This is a genomic window from Pseudoalteromonas sp. DL2-H2.2 (assembly GCF_021532535.1).
GTDB lineage: Bacteria > Pseudomonadota > Gammaproteobacteria > Enterobacterales > Alteromonadaceae > Pseudoalteromonas > Pseudoalteromonas rubra_A.
The window spans coordinates 64,071-83,768 of record NZ_JAKGBD010000012.1 but is presented as its reverse complement, the minus strand read 5'-3'; the positions used below and the strand labels follow the sequence as shown (position 1 = coordinate 83,768).

General features: G+C 50.5%; 15 protein-coding genes. 3 read left to right on the top strand and 12 right to left on the bottom strand.

The window, feature by feature from the left end; all coding sequences use genetic code 11:
• Window positions 1-28 precede the first annotated feature (28 nt).
• The 8 genes from L1285_RS18265 to L1285_RS18230 form a co-directional block, all read right to left on the bottom strand.
• Window positions 29-1,501: an SPOR domain-containing protein gene (locus L1285_RS18265; protein ID WP_235413607.1), complete on the bottom strand. Its 1,473-nt coding sequence runs from the start codon at window positions 1,499-1,501 to the stop codon at window positions 29-31.
• A complete protein-coding gene (gene aroB, locus L1285_RS18260; RefSeq protein WP_235413605.1) occupies window positions 1,501-2,571 on the bottom strand; it encodes a 3-dehydroquinate synthase in 1,071 nt (356 codons plus the stop codon). The genes L1285_RS18265 and aroB overlap by 1 nt, the downstream gene beginning before the upstream one ends.
• 30 nt (window positions 2,572-2,601) lie before the next feature.
• Entirely contained in the window at window positions 2,602-3,120 is a 519-nt protein-coding gene (gene aroK / locus L1285_RS18255; protein ID WP_046004932.1) for a shikimate kinase AroK, read from the bottom strand.
• 151 nt (window positions 3,121-3,271) lie between these two features.
• Window positions 3,272-5,278, bottom strand: a complete 2,007-nt coding sequence (pilQ, locus tag L1285_RS18250; protein ID WP_442960517.1) for a type IV pilus secretin PilQ — start codon at window positions 5,276-5,278, stop codon at window positions 3,272-3,274.
• A 55-nt stretch (window positions 5,279-5,333) separates the two neighbouring features.
• Window positions 5,334-5,873 carry a pilus assembly protein PilP gene (locus L1285_RS18245; RefSeq protein ID WP_235413603.1) on the bottom strand — a complete coding sequence of 180 codons (540 nt, stop codon included), beginning with the start codon at window positions 5,871-5,873 and terminating at the stop codon, window positions 5,334-5,336.
• Window positions 5,873-6,475, bottom strand: coding sequence for a type 4a pilus biogenesis protein PilO (locus tag L1285_RS18240; RefSeq protein ID WP_235413601.1), 603 nt, complete (start codon window positions 6,473-6,475; stop codon window positions 5,873-5,875). The genes L1285_RS18245 and L1285_RS18240 overlap by 1 nt, the downstream gene beginning before the upstream one ends.
• A 3-nt stretch (window positions 6,476-6,478) precedes the next feature.
• Window positions 6,479-7,075: a PilN domain-containing protein gene (locus L1285_RS18235; RefSeq protein ID WP_235413599.1), complete on the bottom strand. Its 597-nt coding sequence runs from the start codon at window positions 7,073-7,075 to the stop codon at window positions 6,479-6,481.
• Window positions 7,063-8,142 carry a pilus assembly protein PilM gene (locus L1285_RS18230; protein ID WP_046004927.1) on the bottom strand — a complete coding sequence of 360 codons (1,080 nt, stop codon included), beginning with the start codon at window positions 8,140-8,142 and terminating at the stop codon, window positions 7,063-7,065. Before L1285_RS18230 ends, L1285_RS18235 begins: the two co-directional genes overlap by 13 nt.
• A 224-nt stretch (window positions 8,143-8,366) precedes the next feature.
• On the opposite strand from L1285_RS18230, the gene L1285_RS18225 reads away from it, so the two are divergent.
• Complete coding sequence (locus tag L1285_RS18225) at window positions 8,367-10,814, top strand: penicillin-binding protein 1A (RefSeq protein ID WP_235413597.1); 2,448 nt, start codon at window positions 8,367-8,369, stop codon at window positions 10,812-10,814.
• Window positions 10,815-10,872: 58 nt separating this feature from the next.
• Here L1285_RS18225 and metL read toward each other — a convergent pair whose 3' ends face one another.
• Both metL and metB read right to left on the bottom strand, forming a co-directional pair.
• Window positions 10,873-13,221: a bifunctional aspartate kinase/homoserine dehydrogenase II gene (gene metL / locus L1285_RS18220; protein ID WP_235413596.1), complete on the bottom strand. Its 2,349-nt coding sequence runs from the start codon at window positions 13,219-13,221 to the stop codon at window positions 10,873-10,875.
• A gap of 5 nt (window positions 13,222-13,226) precedes the next feature.
• Entirely contained in the window at window positions 13,227-14,450 is a 1,224-nt protein-coding gene (gene metB, locus L1285_RS18215; RefSeq protein WP_125720256.1) for a cystathionine gamma-synthase, read from the bottom strand.
• A 300-nt stretch (window positions 14,451-14,750) separates the two neighbouring features.
• On the opposite strand from metB, the gene metJ reads away from it, so the two are divergent.
• Window positions 14,751-15,071: a met regulon transcriptional regulator MetJ gene (gene metJ, locus L1285_RS18210; RefSeq protein WP_010386199.1), complete on the top strand. Its 321-nt coding sequence runs from the start codon at window positions 14,751-14,753 to the stop codon at window positions 15,069-15,071.
• Window positions 15,072-15,134: 63 nt separating this feature from the next.
• Here metJ and L1285_RS18205 read toward each other — a convergent pair whose 3' ends face one another.
• Together L1285_RS18205 and rpmE are read right to left on the bottom strand one after the other, a co-directional pair.
• Window positions 15,135-16,376: a malic enzyme-like NAD(P)-binding protein gene (locus tag L1285_RS18205; RefSeq protein ID WP_046004923.1), complete on the bottom strand. Its 1,242-nt coding sequence runs from the start codon at window positions 16,374-16,376 to the stop codon at window positions 15,135-15,137.
• A 623-nt stretch (window positions 16,377-16,999) separates the two neighbouring features.
• A complete protein-coding gene (rpmE, locus tag L1285_RS18200; protein WP_082078901.1) occupies window positions 17,000-17,215 on the bottom strand; it encodes a 50S ribosomal protein L31 in 216 nt (71 codons plus the stop codon).
• A gap of 309 nt (window positions 17,216-17,524) precedes the next feature.
• On the opposite strand from rpmE, the gene priA reads away from it, so the two are divergent.
• Window positions 17,525-19,696 (top strand): primosomal protein N', encoded by a 2,172-nt coding sequence (gene priA / locus L1285_RS18195; RefSeq protein ID WP_235413594.1) that lies wholly within the window; start codon window positions 17,525-17,527, stop codon window positions 19,694-19,696.
• The last annotated feature ends 2 nt before the right edge of the window (window positions 19,697-19,698 follow it).

The window sequence follows — 19,698 nt, the reverse complement described above, 5'->3', positions numbered from 1 at the left end:
AGTTACCCCAAAGTAGCGCGATTCTACACTATTTTTGTGTTTGTGACTGTTGGATTTGTTGCTTAATTTGCACGATACGCTTAAAAAACGGCTGCCCTGCGAGCACGGCTTGCGGTAAATTAGCTCGCGCCTGTTTTGCGTCATCTAAGGTCGCAAAGGGCGCCAAAGTGACGAACCACCAATCTTTGTTGTTACGTTTAACCTGTGCAATACGGATCTGCGCTAGCTTATGTTGCGCTACATACCGCTGCGCCACCGCCTGATCGGTGACCGCCAACAATTGAATGGTCCAGGCATTGCTGTCCTGCGCCATAAACCAGATATTATCGGATAAATCACCCGGCTGTTCAGAGACGCCTGCTGGCTGTGGCGTTTCAATCTGTTCCTGCGTACCTGTCGCCTCAGGCTCCTCTGCCGCAGTTTCCTGGGTTAGAGCTTGTGCAACCACTGTCGGTGCATCAGTTATCTGACCAGTTACCTGACCAGTTACCTGGTCAGATTCTTCTCCATTGGCTATCTTATTCCCACTGTCTTTTTCCGGTTCATTTGTCTGGTTACCGTCCTGTGTGCTATGACTCACAGTTAATGCACCCAATATTGATTGCACATCGTGCTGCACTGCGGCCTGAGTGTCATCACTGCTTTGCTCTGCCGCAACGTCATCCGCACTCTGACTGTCGTTATCCGATAGCGCTTGCTGGGTCGTCAGTACCGTTGGCTCGGGTAATTCCTCGACTTGCGTTGCGGCAACATCCTGCTGCATCCGCAGTAGATCAGCAAGGTCTTTTTGGTACACCACAGCCACCAGAAACAAAGTGGTGATCACCACAAACGCACCGAGAAATAGGTTCAATTGTTTGCGGCTCAGAGTCGGCTTAGATTTGAGTGTTAATTGATGCTGGTTTTGCTGCCACTCCAGCAAAATACTGGGATTACCGCCGGCTTCGTGTAAAAAGGTGCTGAATATAGGATCTTCCTGAGGCGGCAGCTGCTGGAAAAACATCGCCATCAGACGGCGGCTTTCTACTAAGGACAAGGGCTCCAGATGAATATCTAACGCCTCGGGCAGTATCTTGGGTGCCTGTGCTGTGATCAGAATATATAAGGTATCCGGCGCTTTTTTAGCAAGCAGCTGGAGTTCCTGGATCAGCTCATCACTAAGGTGACGTGCACCATCAATCACCCACAGGCATGGCCCACAGGGTTGCTCATTATATAGAACAAAAAAGTTCTCGGTTAACGATAACTTATGATCAACCAGCGGTGCCCGAAAACTGTTTTCGAGCAACTGCTGCACCAGCTCCGTGTCTTTGGTATGTGCACCCAGCTTAACAAATGCCTTGTTAAACTCCGGATATTTGTCGGTGATAAAAGATTCTGCCAGATAGCTTTTACCTAGCCCGGAATTGCCGACCAGACAGATCAGATTTTGGCCATACTCAAACTGCATTGCAATCCGGTCGACCAAAGCGGCACGACTCGGTAGTATTTGCGACTGCATCAGTGCCCTATTAGCTGGCCTAAGGTGTCATCAGTGACGTCGTCCACCAGCTGACACTTGCCCAGACTGGTTGGCACGATAAAGCGGATCTTACCTTGCTTGTTTTTCTTGTCTTTGCGCATATGCGTAATAAACTGCTCGGTCGTCATAGACGCAGGCGCTGCCACTGGTAACTGGTAGGTCTCCAGCAACGCCGCTATACGTGTCACTTCAGCGTCCGTCAGTGCACCTCTGTGCTGTGCCAGACGAGCCGCCAGCATCATGCCCGCCGCCACGGCTTCGCCATGTAGCCACACACCGTAACCCATCTGAGCTTCTATGGCGTGGCCAAACGTATGCCCCAGGTTTAGCAGTGCGCGCAGACCAGCTTCTTTTTCATCTTGTGCCACAATCTCAGCTTTAATCGCACAACAACGGTGGATCACCTGCATTAATAGCGCAGTATCCAGGCTTTGCAATGCTGACCCCTGCTGCTCAAGCAGATCGAGAAAGTCTTTGTCGTAGATGAGGCCGTATTTGATCACTTCCGCCATACCTGCGGCAAATTCTCGCGCAGGCAGGCTTTTCAGCGTATTGGTATCAATAAACACCGCTTGCGGCTGATAAAAAGCACCAATCATATTCTTGCCCAGCGGGTGATTAACCGCCGTTTTGCCACCTACCGACGAATCGACCTGCGACAGCAAAGTGGTGGGAATTTGAATAAAAGGCACACCGCGCTGGTAACATGCCGCAACAAACCCGGTCAGATCGCCGACCACGCCGCCGCCTAGTGCAATCAGGCAGGTATCACGACCACAGTTGTGCTCAAGCAAAAAGGCGTTAATGCGCTCAAACCACTCCAGTGATTTGTACTGTTCACCATCCGGGATGCAAAAATGAAGCGGCGCTTTGCCATCTAACTGTGTAAGCAGAGTATCAAGATACAGAGGCGCAACGGTCTCGTTGCTGATGATGACGGGGCGTGCATTGCCAATATGCTGCAATAACCGCCCCTGATCGGTGAGAAGATCTTGGCCAATATAGATAGGATAGCTACGCTCGTTTAAATCGACTGTTAATTCAAGCATGTGCTGTCACCTCCTATCTAGCCTACATGTTTAGAAATCTAACTTCTCAATAATTTGATTCGCCACTACTTTGGCGCTTTGCTCATCTGTGCGTACAACGTGATCCGCCACTTCTTTATAAAGCGGTTCACGTTCGTTTGCCAGACGTACTAGTACATCGCGTGAATCTTCTTCTGTTTGTAGCAAAGGACGACGCTTATCGCGTTGTGTACGCGCTACTTGCTTCTCAATTGGGGTCTCAAGATAAACCACAATACCACGAGCAGATAGTTTGTTACGTACCTCTTTACTGATGACCGAGCCGCCGCCAGTAGCCAATACGATGCCTTGCTTTTCGGTAAGATCAGAAATCACGGTCTCTTCGCGACGACGAAACCCTTCTTCCCCTTCAATATCGAACACCCAAGAGATATCAGCACCGGTGCGGCGCTCGATTTCTTGATCCGAATCGAAGAACTCCAGATGTAATTGGTCCGCAATGTGACGACCAATCGTGCTCTTACCAGCCCCCATTGGGCCTACCAGAAATATATTACGTTTCTCAGCCATATCTTTTTAGTACAAACGAACTCTAAAATTTGAAATAAAACCCCGCCTAACGACCTGGCCCCAAAATTAAGGAGGGGATTATCTCAGCATTCACTGCGTGATTTCAAGTCAAAAGGCAACTTTCACGCCCATTATTATTATTTTAGCCTGTCTAGAGTGAGTCATGCATGATCTTAGGGGTCACAAAAATCAATAACTCTCTCTTTTCATTGATTTCTCGCGTGTTCCTAAATAAGACACCCAAATAAGGCACATCGCCCAGTACCGGCACCTTGCTCACCGCATTGGTCATTTCCTGCTGATAAATACCGCCCAGCACAACGGTTTGACCATTTTCCACCAATACCTGGGTCTGGATCCTTTGTGTGTTAATTGCCACCGCCGGACCATTGGCAGTTTGTACTGTATCACCCCGAGTGTCCTGGGTTATGACCAAATCCAGAATAATTTTATTATCCGGGGTAATTTGCGGTGTTACCTCTAAACTCAATACCGCTTTTTTGAACTGCACGGTTGATGCACCACTTGAGGCAGATTCCACATAGGGGATCTCGGTACCTTGCTCAATACGTGCCGTCTTCTGATTGGCCGTTGTGATACTAGGCGTTGCGATGATCTCACCCTTGTTCTCCTGCTCCAACGCTGACAGCTCCAAATCTATCAGCGTCCCGTCTGACAGTTTAGCAATGTGCATACCTATACTGCCTGCTGTCGAACCTTGTACTGGCAAATTCACATTCAGACGTTCGGCCAGATCCGGGATAGTGCCGCCGGAGAGCTTATTGGTGGCCTCCAGAGAGCCCGAAATCGCATCTGTGCCTTGCTGATCACTGAATCCCCAGCGGATCCCCAAGTCTTCCTGTATGTTATCCGACACTGTCACCATGCGTGACTCGATACGAACCTGTTTTACCGGCACATCCAGTGTTTCCACCATACGCCTGACATTCTCGATGCTGCGCGCGGTATCCTTAATCAACAGGGTGTTGGTGCGCTTATCGACAGAAACACTGCCACGCAGGCTAATAATGGAGTTTTCATCGGTTTTGAGTAAGTCAGCAAACTCTTCTGCTTTGGCGTAATTAAGCTGAATATATTCACTGTATAAAGGTTCCAGTTCTTCAACCTGGCGCTTGGCCTGCAACTCTTTGGCTTCTCGAGCGGCCAGCTCCTCTGACGGTGCGACCATTAAAATCGCCCCTTCCATGCGTTTATCCAGGCCTTTTACCCGCAACACTACGTCCAGTGCCTGATCCCACGGCACGCCATCTAAGCGCAAAGTGATGTTGCCGGTGACCGAGTCACTGGTTACCAGGTTGAAGTTGTTGGTATCGGCGATGATCTGTAGCACAGAGCGGATCGGGATATCCTGGAAGTTTAACGTGATTGGCTGACCCTGGTAATTTTTATTCTCGGTATAGGAGAATTCCTGATCGTCTTTTTCCACGGTCAGGGTAAAAATATTGTCCAGCTGCTGGTAATTGAATTTAAACGCGCCATTGGGCTTAATCACTAACCGGCTCTTACCGTCTTCCCGGAAAGTTTCGACCGAGCTCACCACAGTGCCAAAATCGACCACGTCCAGCTCGTACAATAATTCATCCGGAATGGCGATATGATGGAAGTCGGCGAAGATCTGTCCGCCCCGCTCCTGCACATCAATTGCGGCCTGGCTGGAGTCTAAAAATGCCAGGATCTGCGCAGCGCCTTTATCTGTACGTCGAAAATCAATGTTCTGGATCCGATTCATGGCGCTGTGAAGGGTATCTGGTTGTGCATCATCATTGGTAACCACAATAGGCTGATCAGACACTTTGACATAAACCAGGTTGTTCTTGACCTCAGTACGATAGAGCTTAAGCGCTTTCATTTCGACACTGAGTACAAAGCCCCCGCTTTCCATTCTGCTTTTGATCTGCTCAATGCCCGCTTTGTTGACTTTAAGCAGCTCCAGGCTTTCTTCGTACTCTGCATCCGGAAAAAACAGCTCGATCCGGGCAGGTTCATTGAGCACTTGCACTTTGGGTTCAATCGCCAGCTTTTCGTCAAATACCAGCTGCAACTCAGTTTCTCCATTGGGTACAGGGTTATAGCGGACATCGTACAGCATCGGCATTGCCTGAGCGAACAATGCAGTGCCCATTAAAACACCACCCATCAGAGTTTTCACAACGTGCTTGATCCCGTCGCGCGCAATCATATTTTCACCTTTTTTATTCTTCACTGGCACCGACGTCCTCGGCTTCTACCATTTCGACTTTGCTCAGGCGCTCTTTCCAGCACCCGGTCCCATCCGGGATCAGCTCCATCAGCTCCAGATGGTCGGCCTGTACGCTGATTACTTTACCGTGATACAAACCCATATATTCGTTTTTCTTAATTCTGAACAAGCCTTGATCCGCAGCGCGGACAAGCGCCCAAACGGTCTCGCCACGCTTGATAGTTCCTTTCATTGTCAGGTTATCCAGCGCATATTTTTCCAACGGATCACGGGGCCGATTAGGATCCGGATGCAGGCAGTTTTTAACTTGCACCAGACGACTTTCAATTACTTCCGGCTGTGGTGCCACAAACGGACTGCGCAGTCTGCCAGCACTGTAAGGAAAGTGTTCAAAGCGGGCCATTTCAGGCATAGGGTCAATGCTTGGCGTTGCATTGGCCTGAACCCTGTCAATAAACTCTTTTTGTTCTGCGGTGTTATCGTTACACCCTGTGAGCACCATTATCGTGAGCAAAACAAGCAGGTGTTTCATTATTCACTCTCCTGCTCATAACGATATGTTTTTGCCACCACACTGAACACCAGCTGGTTGTTGCCGGCACCTTCAATACGAAAATCATGCAAACTCACAATACGCGGCAACTGCGCCACTTTACTGACAAATTCACCAAACTCATGATAGGTCCCGACCACTTCGAGGTTGATCGGCAGCTCAGTATAAAATTCTTTTTTAACTTCCGGCATCCAGCCTATTTTTAAAAACGTCAGGCCACTGGAGGTGCCCACATAGGTCAAATCATCGAGCAACCCCGGTGTTTCATTCGAAGTCGGTAGTTTTCTTAATAACTGAGAAAACTGGGCTTCCATATCCTGCATTTGCTGACGATATAACTCCAGGTTATTCGCCCGACCATACTTAATACGGTAACTGGTGCGCAGATCTTCCTCTTTTTTTACTGCTCGCTCAAAACTGTCCACCGACGCCGACACCAACATGCTATAGCCGATAACCAGCATGATCACGACGACCACAGCGCAACAAATGGCCTTGACCGGCATCGGCCATTCACCGATGTTGTCCAGTTCGATTTCGTTCCAGTCAATCTCCTGCAGCGACTTCAGATCAAGTTTCATGGCCTAATTCTCCGCCTCGGTTGTCTGAGCCAGCTCGGCACGCTCCTTTTCCATCTGAGCAAACGTTTTGACGTAAAAATTCATGGTAAAATTGCTCAGCAAACGCTCTTCTCTTTCACCCGCAACAATGCCCTGGAGTAAAGGGTCTCGCAGTAAATAGGATGACTCTACAGCCCGCAGCATCTGCGACAGGCGGTTATTGGATTCACTGCGACCGATGACTTTGATCATATTTTTCTGCCGCTCCAGGCTGGTCAGATAAACACCCGCAGGCACCACCCGCGCCACTTCATCAATGATCTGCGTGCCCAGATTCCGGTTACTTTGTAGCTCTTCAATCAACCGGATACGCCGTTGCAGGTTTTCTTTTTGCTGGTTAAGCCCCTGGATTTCGCCGATCCGCTTATCCAGCTTTTTAATCTCGCTGGAGAGATAGCGATTCTTGATTTCCTGGCCTTCTTTCAGGGTGTCGTAAAACGCCCCTATGCCATACATCAGCGCCAAACTGGCGGCCACAATAACGCCCAGTATAGTCAGGAATTTTTGCTGTGAAGCCTGCCGTTGCTGCTCACGCCAGGGTAATAAATTTATATGTGGCATGATGAAAAGCTCCTCAGTGCCAATCCGGTTGCAATCGCAAACTGCGCCCTGTGATTGGTCAGCACACCCCGATCCACTTTAGGTGCTATTTCCATATTCGCAAACGGATCAGCCACAATGGCATGTACGCCAAGCTCATCAACCAACAGACGATCAAGCCCTTCAACTTGCGCAGTACCGCCTGTCAAAATGATATAATCGACCTGCTCCTGGCCACTGGTGGTCATAAACATTTGTAGTGCGCGACGCACTTGTTGCAGCAGGGAGGTCTGAAAGGGTGCGAGGACTTCAAACGTGTAATTAGGGGGCAAATCGCCGGTGGTTTTAGCCAGCTCGGCCTGATCAAAGCTTTTATTGTAGTAAGCAACAATACTATTAGTATATTGCTCTCCCCCGAACACCTGGTCACGGGTATACAAGGTTTTACCTGACTGCACCACACTCACTAGCGTCACCACAGCACCAATATCGATGATCCCCACAACTTTGTCGTAGGCGTCCGAAGGTAACTGGCCATACAGCACCTCAACCGAACGCGCCAGTGCGTAGCTTTCAACATCTACCACTTTTGCTTTCAAGCCGGCTTCTTCCAGCGCGCTGACACGAGCCTGTACGCTTTCTGTTCTGGCCGCTGACAGCAAGACATTAACCTTGGAGGGATCGGCTTCATTAACGGTGAGCTTTTCAAAATCCAGGCTCACTTCATCGAGCGGATACGGGATCAGGCTGTCAGCCTCAATGGCAATTTGCGATTCCAATTCAGCGTCGCTTAATGATACATCCATAAAAATCATCTTGGTGATGACCGTTTGCCCGGAGACAGCGACGGCGGCAAAATGACTGGTTTTGGGAAGCCGTTTGCGTATTTTGCTGATGACTTTACCGACTGCTTCGATGTCCTGGATGGCGCGCTCTTTCATGGCGCCCTTAGGCAAAGGTTCAATGGCAACGGCCTCGACCCGGTAACCCGCGCTCGATTCAGCCAGCAACACGGCCTTGACACAGTGTGACCCTATGTCTACCCCGACCATCATGGGTGCTTGTTTTTTTAAGAATTGACGCAACATGCCATTAGCCCAAGTATCCAGAATTCTGTACAGTGTTAATTAAGAGTTTAGTCATTTAGGTACAGTTTGGCGAAAAGCGTTATACTACTTGCCAACTTTCGGCCACACTCCCTTGCACCTAAATAAGGCACAAAGTAATTTACGCAAAAATTATTAATCGTTTTTTAATCAGGATATACTAACAGCGTCCGATTGTAATTGGGAGTCTCGCTAGAGATAAATTCGTGAATTTATTAAAAAGATTACTACAACTTATACTGCTTTGCACGACACTGGGCCTGCTTACCCTGTTCGGCCTTTATTACTATGTCAAATCAGACATTCCCAGTGTTAAGGTTTTAAAAGATGTACAGCTGCAAACCCCAATGCAGGTCTTTACCCGCGACGGCAAACTGATCAACCAGTTTGGTGAAAAACGCCGTATTCCGGTTAAAATTAATGACATTCCCGAGCCTTTACTCCAGGCCTTTCTGGCCACCGAAGACAACCGCTTTTACGACCATTTTGGCATCGACCCGATAGGCATAGTCCGCTCATTTATTGTCCTGGTCAGTACTGGCGAGAAAAAACAGGGCGCCAGTACCATTACCATGCAGCTGGCACGAAATTTCTTCCTGACCCGGGAAAAAGCCTATATCCGTAAGGTGAAAGAAATCTTTATCGCACTGCATATTGAGCGACTGCTGAATAAAGATGAGATTCTGGAGCTTTATCTGAACAAGATAGAGCTGGGCCACCGCGCGTTTGGCATTGGCGCCGCCGCACAGGTGTATTATGGCAAAGAGCTGCACGAGCTGAGCCTGGCACAAATGGCCATGCTGGCGGGTCTGCCCAAAGCCCCTTCTGCGCTAAACCCTATCCGTAACCCGCAACGCGCTAAGTTACGCCGGAACGTTGTATTGGGCAGGATGCTCACCGAAGGCTATATTTCCCAGGCACAATACAACGAAGCAACTCAGGCACCGATCACGGCTAAGCGCCATGGCGCGGAGATTGAACTCTATGCGCCCTATATATCGGAAATGGTGCGCGCTTACATGGTGAAAACCTATGGTGAGGATCAGGCCTATAATTCGGGCTTTAAGGTCTATACCACGGTTGAGTCCAACATTCAGGCTGCGGCACAGCAAGCACTTATCGACAATCTGCATGCCTATGATATGCGCCATGGTTTCCGCGGCCCAGAGGCGCAGTACTGGCAGGCTGAGGAATCCCCCTGGTCAGCGACTCAGATCCTGGAGCGGTTAAAGCAGGTAAGAGAAATCGACCCGTTACGCGCCGGGGTGGTCACAGCGCTTGAAGAGCAAAGCGCAACCGTGCTGCTCAAAGACGGTGCTTCAATCACTATCCCCTGGGCAGGCTTAAACTGGGCACGCACCTATATCACTGAGCGCCGTCAGGGCTTGCCTCCCAAACAGGCAGGCGACATTCTGGCACCAGGCATGCAAATCTGGGTACGTGAAAAAGATCAGACCTGGATGCTCAGTCAGCTGCCTCAACCTGCCAGTGCACTGGTCTCACTGGACCCTCAAAGTGGCCGTATCAAAGCCCTGGTCGGTGGCTATAGCTTCCAGCAAAGTCAATACAACCGCGCAGTTCAGGCAAAACGCCAGGTGGGCTCTAACATCAAGCCGTTTATTTATTCGGGTGCGCTGGAATCCGGCTATACACTGTCGACCATCATTAACGACGCCCCCATCAATCATTGGGATAAAAGCATGGGCGTCGCCTGGCGTCCGAAGAACAGTCCGGATGTGTACAGCGGTCCTATTCGTATCCGCCGTGCCCTGGCACAATCGAAAAACGTTGTGTCAGTACGCCTGCTGCGGGGCATGGGCTTGAACACCGCCGCCGATCACATTCTCAAGTTTGGCTTTAATAACGAAGACATCGTACGCAGTGAATCGCTGGCGCTGGGTAGTGCCTCACTGACGCCACTGGAAATGGCACGCGGTATGAGCGCCTTCGCCAATGGCGGCCACCTGGTCGAAACCTATTTTATTGAAAAACTCACCGACAGTTACGGTAACCTGCTGGGCGCTGCTCAGCCGCTGACTGTGTGTACGGAAGAAGAGTGGGAAGTCGACCAGTATACCTGTGCACCACGGATCATCTCGGAGCAAAATGCATTTTTAATTGCCGATGCCATGAAAAGCGTGGTCTGGGGTGGCGGTAGCTGGAAACACAAAACCGGCTGGAGTGGTACAGGCTGGCGTGCTCAAGCACTTAAACGTAAGGATCTGGCAGGCAAAACCGGTACCACCAACAACTCGGTCGATACCTGGTTCACCGGATTTAATCGCAACGTGCTGACCACGGTCTGGGTGGGCTTTGACGATCCCGGTAAATCACTGGGTCGCGCAGCCTACAATGCCAACCTCGGCAAACAACAAGTCGTGGGTGCCGAAGCCGGTGCCACCTCTGCACTCCCAGGCTGGGTGCAGTTTATGCGCGCCGCGTTAAAAGATGAGCCGCTGGCCCCCATTGAACCGCCACCTGGGCTGGTGTCGGTCCGTATCGACTTAAAAACCGGACTGCTGAGTGAACGTAACGATCACACCAGCCGTTTCGAGCACTTTGAACGTGGAACAGCCCCCACTAAGTATGTGCTGGACACGGGCTCAAGCACCCCCTTTGAAGAGCAGTTACCAGATACGGAAGAATTGTTCTAACACGCATCACGCAAAAAGGCCGGTCATTATAACCGGCCTTTTTTGTATCACGGTGTGATTATCTCAGCTGCTGAGTTAACCAGTACAGATCGGAGTGGATCCCCGCAGCGGTAACTTCTTTACCCGCGCCCGGGCCCTGGATCACCAATGGGTTTTGTTCGTACCATCCCGTGGTGATAACAAAAATATTATCGCCCGGCGTCAGGTTAGCAATGGCGCTGCCCTGAGCAACCTGTGCAATGCCCACTTTGGCGTGCACCTTGCCAGCGGCATCAATTTCCAGTGCTCCGGTATACCTTAGCACTTTGCCTTGTGCCTGAGCCGCCTCAGCACGCTGCTGATAAAACATATCTAATTCATCTTTACGAGCCAGGAAGCTCTCCCAGCTGCCTTGCGCCAGAGACGCCGGCATCAGCGCCTCCAGTTCAATATCATCCAGTTCCAGCTGCAAACCCAGCTCACGCGCCAGGATCAAGAGTTTGCGCTGCATGTCCCGACCTGACAGATCTTCGCGGGGATCCGGCTCGGTATAGCCCATGTCTTGGGCAGCCAAAACCAGCTCAGAAAAAGGACGCTCGCCATCAAAGCTGCTACATAACCAGGATAAAGTACCAGAGAAGACCCCTTCAATGCGTACCACTCTGTCGCCGCTGTTTTGCAGATCCGTCAGCGCAAAATTCACCGGCAGTCCGGCTCCGACACTGGTGTTATAGCGCCACAGCAGATTGCGTTCCTGCAACTGAGTGCGCAGTGCATGATACCAGTCATGCGCAGCGGTACCGGCATACTTATTGGCACTGATCAGATGACAATCGTGCGCGGCAAAATCCGGGTAAAGCTGACTAAATGTTTCGCTGGCGGTGATATCAATCACCACTTTATGTTCGTAATCAAGCTCACTGATGCGATCCAGCAGTTCGGCATGAGAGTAGCTCTGCGCTTCGCTTTGCCACTGCTGTTGCCATTGCGACACACTCAACCCGCTTGGGCAGAACACCATTTCCTGCGAACGCAGCAGCGCCACCACTTTGAGATCAAACTGGCTTTGTAAGCGCGCAATTTGTTGCTGACACTGGTTGAGGAACACCTCACCCACATTGCCCAGACCTGCGATGATCACCGCCAGTTCACGGCCTTTATTCACCAACTTGTCATGCAAAATAGCCAGCACATCACTATCAATTGCCTGATCGGTGAGGAACAACGCGTACTCGGTTGCACTGTGGGTAAAGCGCACCACCACAGCCTGCTCATCCAGCACTGCCTGAGCCTGGCGCACCAAGGGTGCAATATCCGGACAAGGCGCGACCACGGCAAAGCCACGTAAGTGGGACTCAACGATGGTCACCCGACCGCTCAGGCGCAATACCACCTGATGGGTAAATTCGCTGGGCACCAGCAAGTAGTCTTCGCCATTTTGATTAAAGTGATGAATACCATGCTGAATGAGTTGGCTAAGCGCGCCAACTTCGCCCGATACCAGGGTATCGACGCGCAACAAGTCCAGTTCGCCAAAGGTAGTTACAAAGCGCTTTTCTTTGCTGTAGCCTTGCTTCACTACTTCGGTGCCCTGCACATCAGGTTCAAAACTGCTGCGTACCTGCAACTTAATCGCGGTTTCTTTCAACGGCGATAATGTCTTGGCATGTAAAACAGGATTACCAAGACGGGCCAGTAAATTAGCCTGGGCACGACATACCTTGCTGTATTTGATGGCATTACCTACTTTGCGCGGATCAGTGCTGAACACACCCGGTGTATCTGTCCAGATAGACACAGACGCCGCATCCAGATAGCTGGCTAACAGGGTGGCACTGTAATCGCTGCCGTTACGTCCCAGCGTGACCGTGTTGCCTTCACTGTCAGCGGCAATAAATCCGGTGACCACGTAAATTTTGTCCTGAGCGAGTGCCTGATGACAGGCACTGCGATTCAGGCTGTGCATCAGCTGTCCCTGATGCTGAGTAAACAAAGTGCGGGCATCCACATCTTGTGCAGCAATATTCAGGGTATTCAGTAACGCCGCCAGTAAGCGCGCCGACCAGATCTCCCCATACGCCAGTAGTGGCGCTTCTTGCAATTGGCGCAACTGCGCCTGACGAGCAATGCTGCTCAGCTCATCACGCAACTCTGCTGTCAGCGGTGATTGCTGCGCAGTCGGGAACAACTCACTGATCAATTGTAACTGATGATTTTCGACCTGTAGCAGGATGTCGCTGAACGCTCGCTCGTCCTGCTGCTGATAACTCTGCCACAAGGCAACCAGGGTATTGGTGGTTTTACCTGCCGCTGATACCACGATACAGTCGCCGCTCTGGCAGTGACCAATAATAATATTGGCAACCGCCTGATAGCGCGCCGCCGAGCTCAGGCTCGAACCACCGAATTTATGTACTGCTTTTGTCATTTCTTCTACCACAATGCCGTATGTGCTGGCGAAAGCTTGAAGGCCTTCGCATTATCACTGGCGCTGCCTTGTGCGGCTTTCACCGCGGCAAAAGCCTGCGCCAGGTCTGCCAATAAATCGTCGATCTCTTCAATCCCCACGGAAATACGGATCAGCGTGTCACCGACGCCCGCTTCGAGGCGAGCTGCGGGATCCATACCGGCATGTGTCATGGTTGCCGGGTGACAGATCAAACTCTCAACCCCACCCAGCGATTCGGCCAGCGAGAATTGCTTGACACTGGTCAGGAACTTAGCTGCATCTGCCAATTCCCCTTTAATGTCAAAACTCACCATGCCACCAAAGCCTTGTTGCTGTTGTTTTGCCAGCGCATGCTGAGGGTGACTTTCCAGCCCGGGATAGTACACCTGGCTAACAAACTCAGATTGCTCAAGGTAACGCGCAATCGCCAGCGCATTCTCCTGATGCTGTTTCAGGCGCACATTGAGCGTACGCAAGCCGCGTAAAGTCAGGTAACTGTCAAACGGCGCGCCCGTGATGCCGATATTGTTGGCCCACCAGGCCAGTTCATCACCAAGCTCCTCGGTTTTGGCGATCACCGCGCCGCCGACGACATCCGAGTGACCATTGATATATTTAGTCGTTGAGTGCACCACGATGTCGACGCCAAATGCGATAGGGTTTTGCAACGCCGGCGACAAAAAGGTGTTGTCGGCGGCGACCAGTGCACCGCACTGTGCAGCTACGTCGGTGACCGCTTTGATATCGGTTAATCGTAAAATGGGGTTACTGGGTGTTTCAATCCAGACCAGCTTAGGTTTGATGGCCAGGATCTCCTGCAAGCTTTCGCTGCGCGTCAGGTCGAGCACTTTAACCTTGAGCAAACCGCGCTTTTCCAGCGAGGTAAATAAACGATAGCTGCCGCCGTAACAATCATGTGGGATCACCAAAGTATCATCGGCATTCAGCAACTGAGTCACCAGGTGCACCGCAGCCATCCCGGTGGCCGTAATGATGCCCTTAGCCCCACCTTCAAGCTCCGCCAGCGTTTGCGCAAGAATATCGCGATTCGGGTTACCGCTGCGCCCGTAATCGTAATCACGCTTTTTATCAAAGTCGGCAAAAGAATAGGTGGTCGACAGATACAGCGGCGGCACCACTGCACCATGATGCTTATCCGCATCAATGCCTGTGCGTACCGCTATGGTTGACTTGTTGCTTTGGCTCATAGGTCACCTGACTCAATTAGATGTTTAGACGTCTAAAAGGTTAGATTAACAAAAGTTAGAAGTCAAAACATTTATACCGCTAAATGGCTAAATAACTAGTATTTGACTATCTTTTTTAAACCGATAAAATTTCGCCACTCAACGCGAACTCTATGCTAATAAGACTGAGTATTTGAGCTTAAACTATGGCAAATGACGTGCAACATTGCCAACAGAGAGCTTGCGTGTCACGGTTGGATCCATACACAGTACACAGTCTTATTCGCATTGCATCTACAACACTGAGGCAAGTACATCACTATGGCTAAATGGAACGGTGAATATATTCACCCTTATGCAGAACACGGTAAGAAATCAGAACAGGTAAAAAAGATTACTGTGTCTATCCCGCTCAACGTACTTAAAGTGCTAACTGATGAGCGCACCCGCCGCCAGGTCAATAACCTGCGCCACGCGACAAACAGTGAATTACTGTGCGAGGCATTCCTGCATGCCTTTACCGGCCAGCCGCTGCCCGGTGACGAAGATCTGCGTAAAGACAACCCGGAAAAAATTCCGGCAGAAGTGCGTCAGATCATGACGGAAATGGGTCTGGAAATTCCAGAGATCAACGAAGAATAATTTCGTCAGTTGCAAAAATAAAAAAGCCTCACAGTGTGAGGCTTTTTTATTGCTCTGATGGGCTTATGCCATGTAGTTTTCTGGCATATCGATTTGTGCCACACCGGATTCAACCGCAGCAACTGCAACCGCTTTAGCAATACGCGGCAACAAACGCGGGTCCATTGGCTTAGGAATAATATAGTGTTCACCAAATTCCAGGCTGTCTACCTCTGCCGCTTTTAGCACTTCAGCAGGCACTGGCTCTTTGGCAATGCTGCGAATGGCCTCTACCGCCGCAATCTTCATCTCATCGTTAATTGCCGTTGCACGCACATCCAGCGCACCGCGGAAGATAAACGGGAAACATAATACGTTGTTAACCTGGTTTGGATAGTCCGAACGACCAGTTGCCATAATTAAGTCATCACGTGCACCATGCGCCACTTCCGGGCTGATCTCCGGATCTGGGTTCGAACACGCAAACACCACAGGCTTGTCCGCCATCAGTTTCAGATCTTCTGGCGACAACAGATCAGGACCAGATACACCAACGAACACGTCAGCATCTTCGATCACGTCCTGCAAAGTGCGCTTATCCGTGTTATTGGCAAACAGTTTCTTATATTCGTTAAGGTCATCACGACGCGTGTGGATCACCCCTTTGCGGTCCAGCATATAAATGTGCTCACGCTGTGCACCACATTTAATCAGCAATTCCATACAGGCAATGGCAGCGGCGCCGGCACCCAGGCACACAATAATGGCGTCATGGATGTTTTTGCCCTGGATCTCCAGCGCGTTCAGCATACCCGCAGCAGTAACGATTGCGGTGCCATGCTGGTCATCGTGGAATACCGGCACATCACAGCGCTCAATTAGCGCGCGCTCAATTTCAAAGCACTCAGGCGCTTTGATGTCTTCCAGATTAATACCACCAAAGGTGTCAGCGATATTGGCAACCGTGTTGATAAAGTCTTCAGTGGTGCGGTGCTTCACTTCGATATCAATCGAATCCAGGCCTGCAAATCGCTTGAACAGCAACGCCTTACCTTCCATCACAGGTTTAGACGCCAGTGGACCGAGATTCCCTAACCCTAAAATAGCCGTACCGTTACTGATCACCGCAACCATATTGCCTTTACCAGTATAGCGGTAAGCATTGCTAGGATCGGCAGCAATTTCACGGACCGGCTCAGCAACACCCGGGCTATATGCCAGGGCCAGGTCTTTGACGGTTTCAGCAGGCTTGGTCAACTCAACGCTGATTTTTCCTGGAACGGGGTGGGCATGATAATGTAACGCTTGTTCACGAAAGTCTGACATGACGCGATTTTTTCCTACGAAGAAGTTGAAAGTGAGAGTGAGATAAAAATTCGCTAACTGCTTTAAACCATACCTTTTTTAAAAATTAATTCAAGGGATATCAGGTCGATCCTGTTAAAGCAAAGATAGTTGGCAGTTAGCAAGATTTAGCGACCTTTTTGCTACTTTTCGGCAAACTTATCTCACAATAAATGATCTGATAAGTGTCACTTTCAGTTCAAAATAGCGTCATTTTTATGCAGAGTATAAATAAAATAAATAAAACCCGAGGTGAAATACACTTTACGACATTTAGTGCATTTTAAGCTTAAATTCACAACATTTAGCGACAAAAATACAGATATCACTCGACATTTAGTACATATAGCTATGCATATTAATCAGGTGAATATGGCCATTCACACAGATGAAAGTGGTGATTTACGTGGCAACCGACTTCTCACGTGCAAGCCCGCTTATACCCTCTTCGGTACAAATGAGTGAGGCGAAACTGGAAACTTTACTAACCAAATGGCACTGATCCGTCCACTTAGCATGATGATGGTAAATGATTAGAGTAAGAGATGAGTGCGCAGAAACGAAAAAAGCACCCGAAGGTGCTTTTTCTACAGCAAAAGTAAAACTTACTTCTTGCTGCTAAGCGCGCCAAAGCGCTTGTTGAAGCGATCAACACGACCACCTGTGTCTAGGATCTTCTGCTTACCAGTGTAGAACGGGTGACATGCAGAACATACGTCCAGGTGAATGTCTTTACATAGTGTTGAACGAGTCTCGAATTTGTTACCGCACGAACAAGTTGCTGAGATTGTTTCGTACTTAGGATGAATACCTTCTTTCATAGGACACCTCTAGTTAAGGCCGTATCGCTCTCCAAACCCGAAGTCTGGCACCATACGTAGTTATACAAAAATTGTGGACGCGTATTTTAGGGTCAATCCGGGCTTTCCACAAGCAATAAATGCAAAATAACTGCTATTTTTTGCGCAATTTCGTGCTGTGCCCGCAAAATATCGAGCTGCTGTAAATCTCACTGACCATTCGCATACATTATTATGCCGTTACGGTATACTGGGCAGATAGTCTGGCGGCACAGCAAGGTGCACTCAGACAGCTGCCCTTAACATTGAAATTCAGATGCCGGAGTTTCCATGCGCTTCGCCGAAGTCGCTTTAAAAGTACCTTTACACAGAACCTTTGATTACCGCCTTGAGCCAGAACAACAACCCTGTGTGGGTGGCCGGGTGAGAGTAAAATTCGCCAACCGAGCCTGCATCGCCATCGTGGTGGCGCTGAAGTCTCACAGCGACGTGCCTGAAGACAAAATAAAAGCGCTTGAGTCGGTGCTTGATACCACGCCCGTATTATCACCTGATCATCTCGCCTTTTTGCGCTTCAGTGCGCAATATTACTGTCATCCGCTAGGCGAAACCCTGTTTACCGCCCTGCCTGGTGCGCTGCGCGAGGGTGAGCAGGTTGATAAAACCCAAGTGCCGGTACTGACCCTCACCGAGGCCGGCCGTGAAACCACCCAACTCAGAGCCAAAAAGCAACTGGCACTGCTTGAGCAACTGCGTAGCGCCGGTGACGCCACCGCCAGTGAATTAAAAACACTGGGCTTCTCGCAGGCACAGATCAAGGCCTTACTGGAAAAAGCACTGATCCGCGAAGAACTGCGTACCGACACCCACTGGCAGTCTGCGCCATTGCAACTGGGCAGTAAACCAAGACTTCACCCGGAGCAGGCCACCGCCTGCAGTGCCATCAACAGTCAAACCGGGTTTCGTACCTTCTTACTCGAAGGCGTCACGGGCAGTGGTAAAACCGAAGTATATCTGCAAAGTCTGGAGGCCATTTTAGCCGCCGGCAAACAAGCCTTAGTACTGGTGCCGGAAATTGGCCTGACGCCACAAACCGTGAACCGCTTTAAACGCCGCTTCGAAGGGTTACCGATTGATCTCTGGCACTCCAACCTGACTGACAATGAGCGCTTACACACCTGGCGACGAGCCGAGCAGGGAGAATCTGCACTGGTGATTGGTACCCGCTCTGCTATCTTTTTGCCCTTTCAGACCTTGGGTATGATAGTGGTTGATGAAGAACATGATGGCTCGTTTAAACAGCAAGACGGGTTGCGCTATCACGCCCGTGACCTGGCCGCCTATCGCGCCGCACAGGGCCAGTTTCCGTTGATCCTCGGTACTGCCACACCGGCACTGGAAACCCTGCAAAAAGCACTGCAAAACCGCTATCAGTTGCTGCCACTGACAAAACGGGCGCAAACCCAGCAGGATAACCGCTTCATGCTCGTGGATATGAAAGGACAGCCCGATCAGGGGGGATTTGCCAAAGCCAGTCTGGATGCCATTGCTGCCACACTGGCGCGCGGACAACAGGTTATGGTGTTTCTCAACCGACGCGGTTTTGCCCCCACTTTGATCTGCCATGAGTGCGGCTGGCTCAGCAACTGTGACCGCTGTAGTACCAGCGCCACTTATCATAAATCACTGCGCAGGCTGATCTGCCACCACTGCTCAGAGCAAGCCTTTGTGCCTTTGCAATGCCCCGACTGTGGCAGCACCCAGATCATGCCAACCGGATATGGTACAGAGCAGCTGGAAGAGTTCTTATCCGAACAATTTGCCGACTTTCCCGTGCATCGCATCGACCGCGACTCTACCCGCCGCAAGGGCAGCCTCGAAAGTGCGCTGGATGAAATTAATCAGGGAGGGGCCCGGCTGCTTATCGGCACTCAGATGCTCGCCAAAGGCCACCACTTCGCCGACGTCAATCTGGTGGTGATCCTCGACGTAGACAGTGGTTTGTATTCCTGCGATTTTCGCGCCACGGAGCACATGGCTCAGCTGATAACCCAAGTGGCTGGGCGGGCCGGGCGCAGCGGCGAAGCCGGCACGGTACTTTTGCAAACCCATTTCCCGGAACACCCGTTGCTACAGGATCTGGTGAATAATGGCTATCAGGACTTTGCCCGCTATGCACTGCGCGAACGCGAAGAAACTCAGATGCCTCCATACAGCCATCTGGCACTGATCCGCGCAGAAGCCACCAACTCGCAGCTGGTAATGGCGTTTTTGTCGGATCTGGTTCCAGCCACCCCCTACCCTGGTATACAATTGCTCGGACCGATCCCCGCGCCGATGGAACGTCTGGCCGGTAAATACCGATATCAATTACATATTCAGGCAGCGCAGCGCAAAGTACTGCATCAATACCTGGCGCAACTGGCCGACTATATCGGTCAGCATAAACTTGCCAACCGGGTGCGCTGGAGTATTGACGTTGACCCAATGGATACCTATTAAAA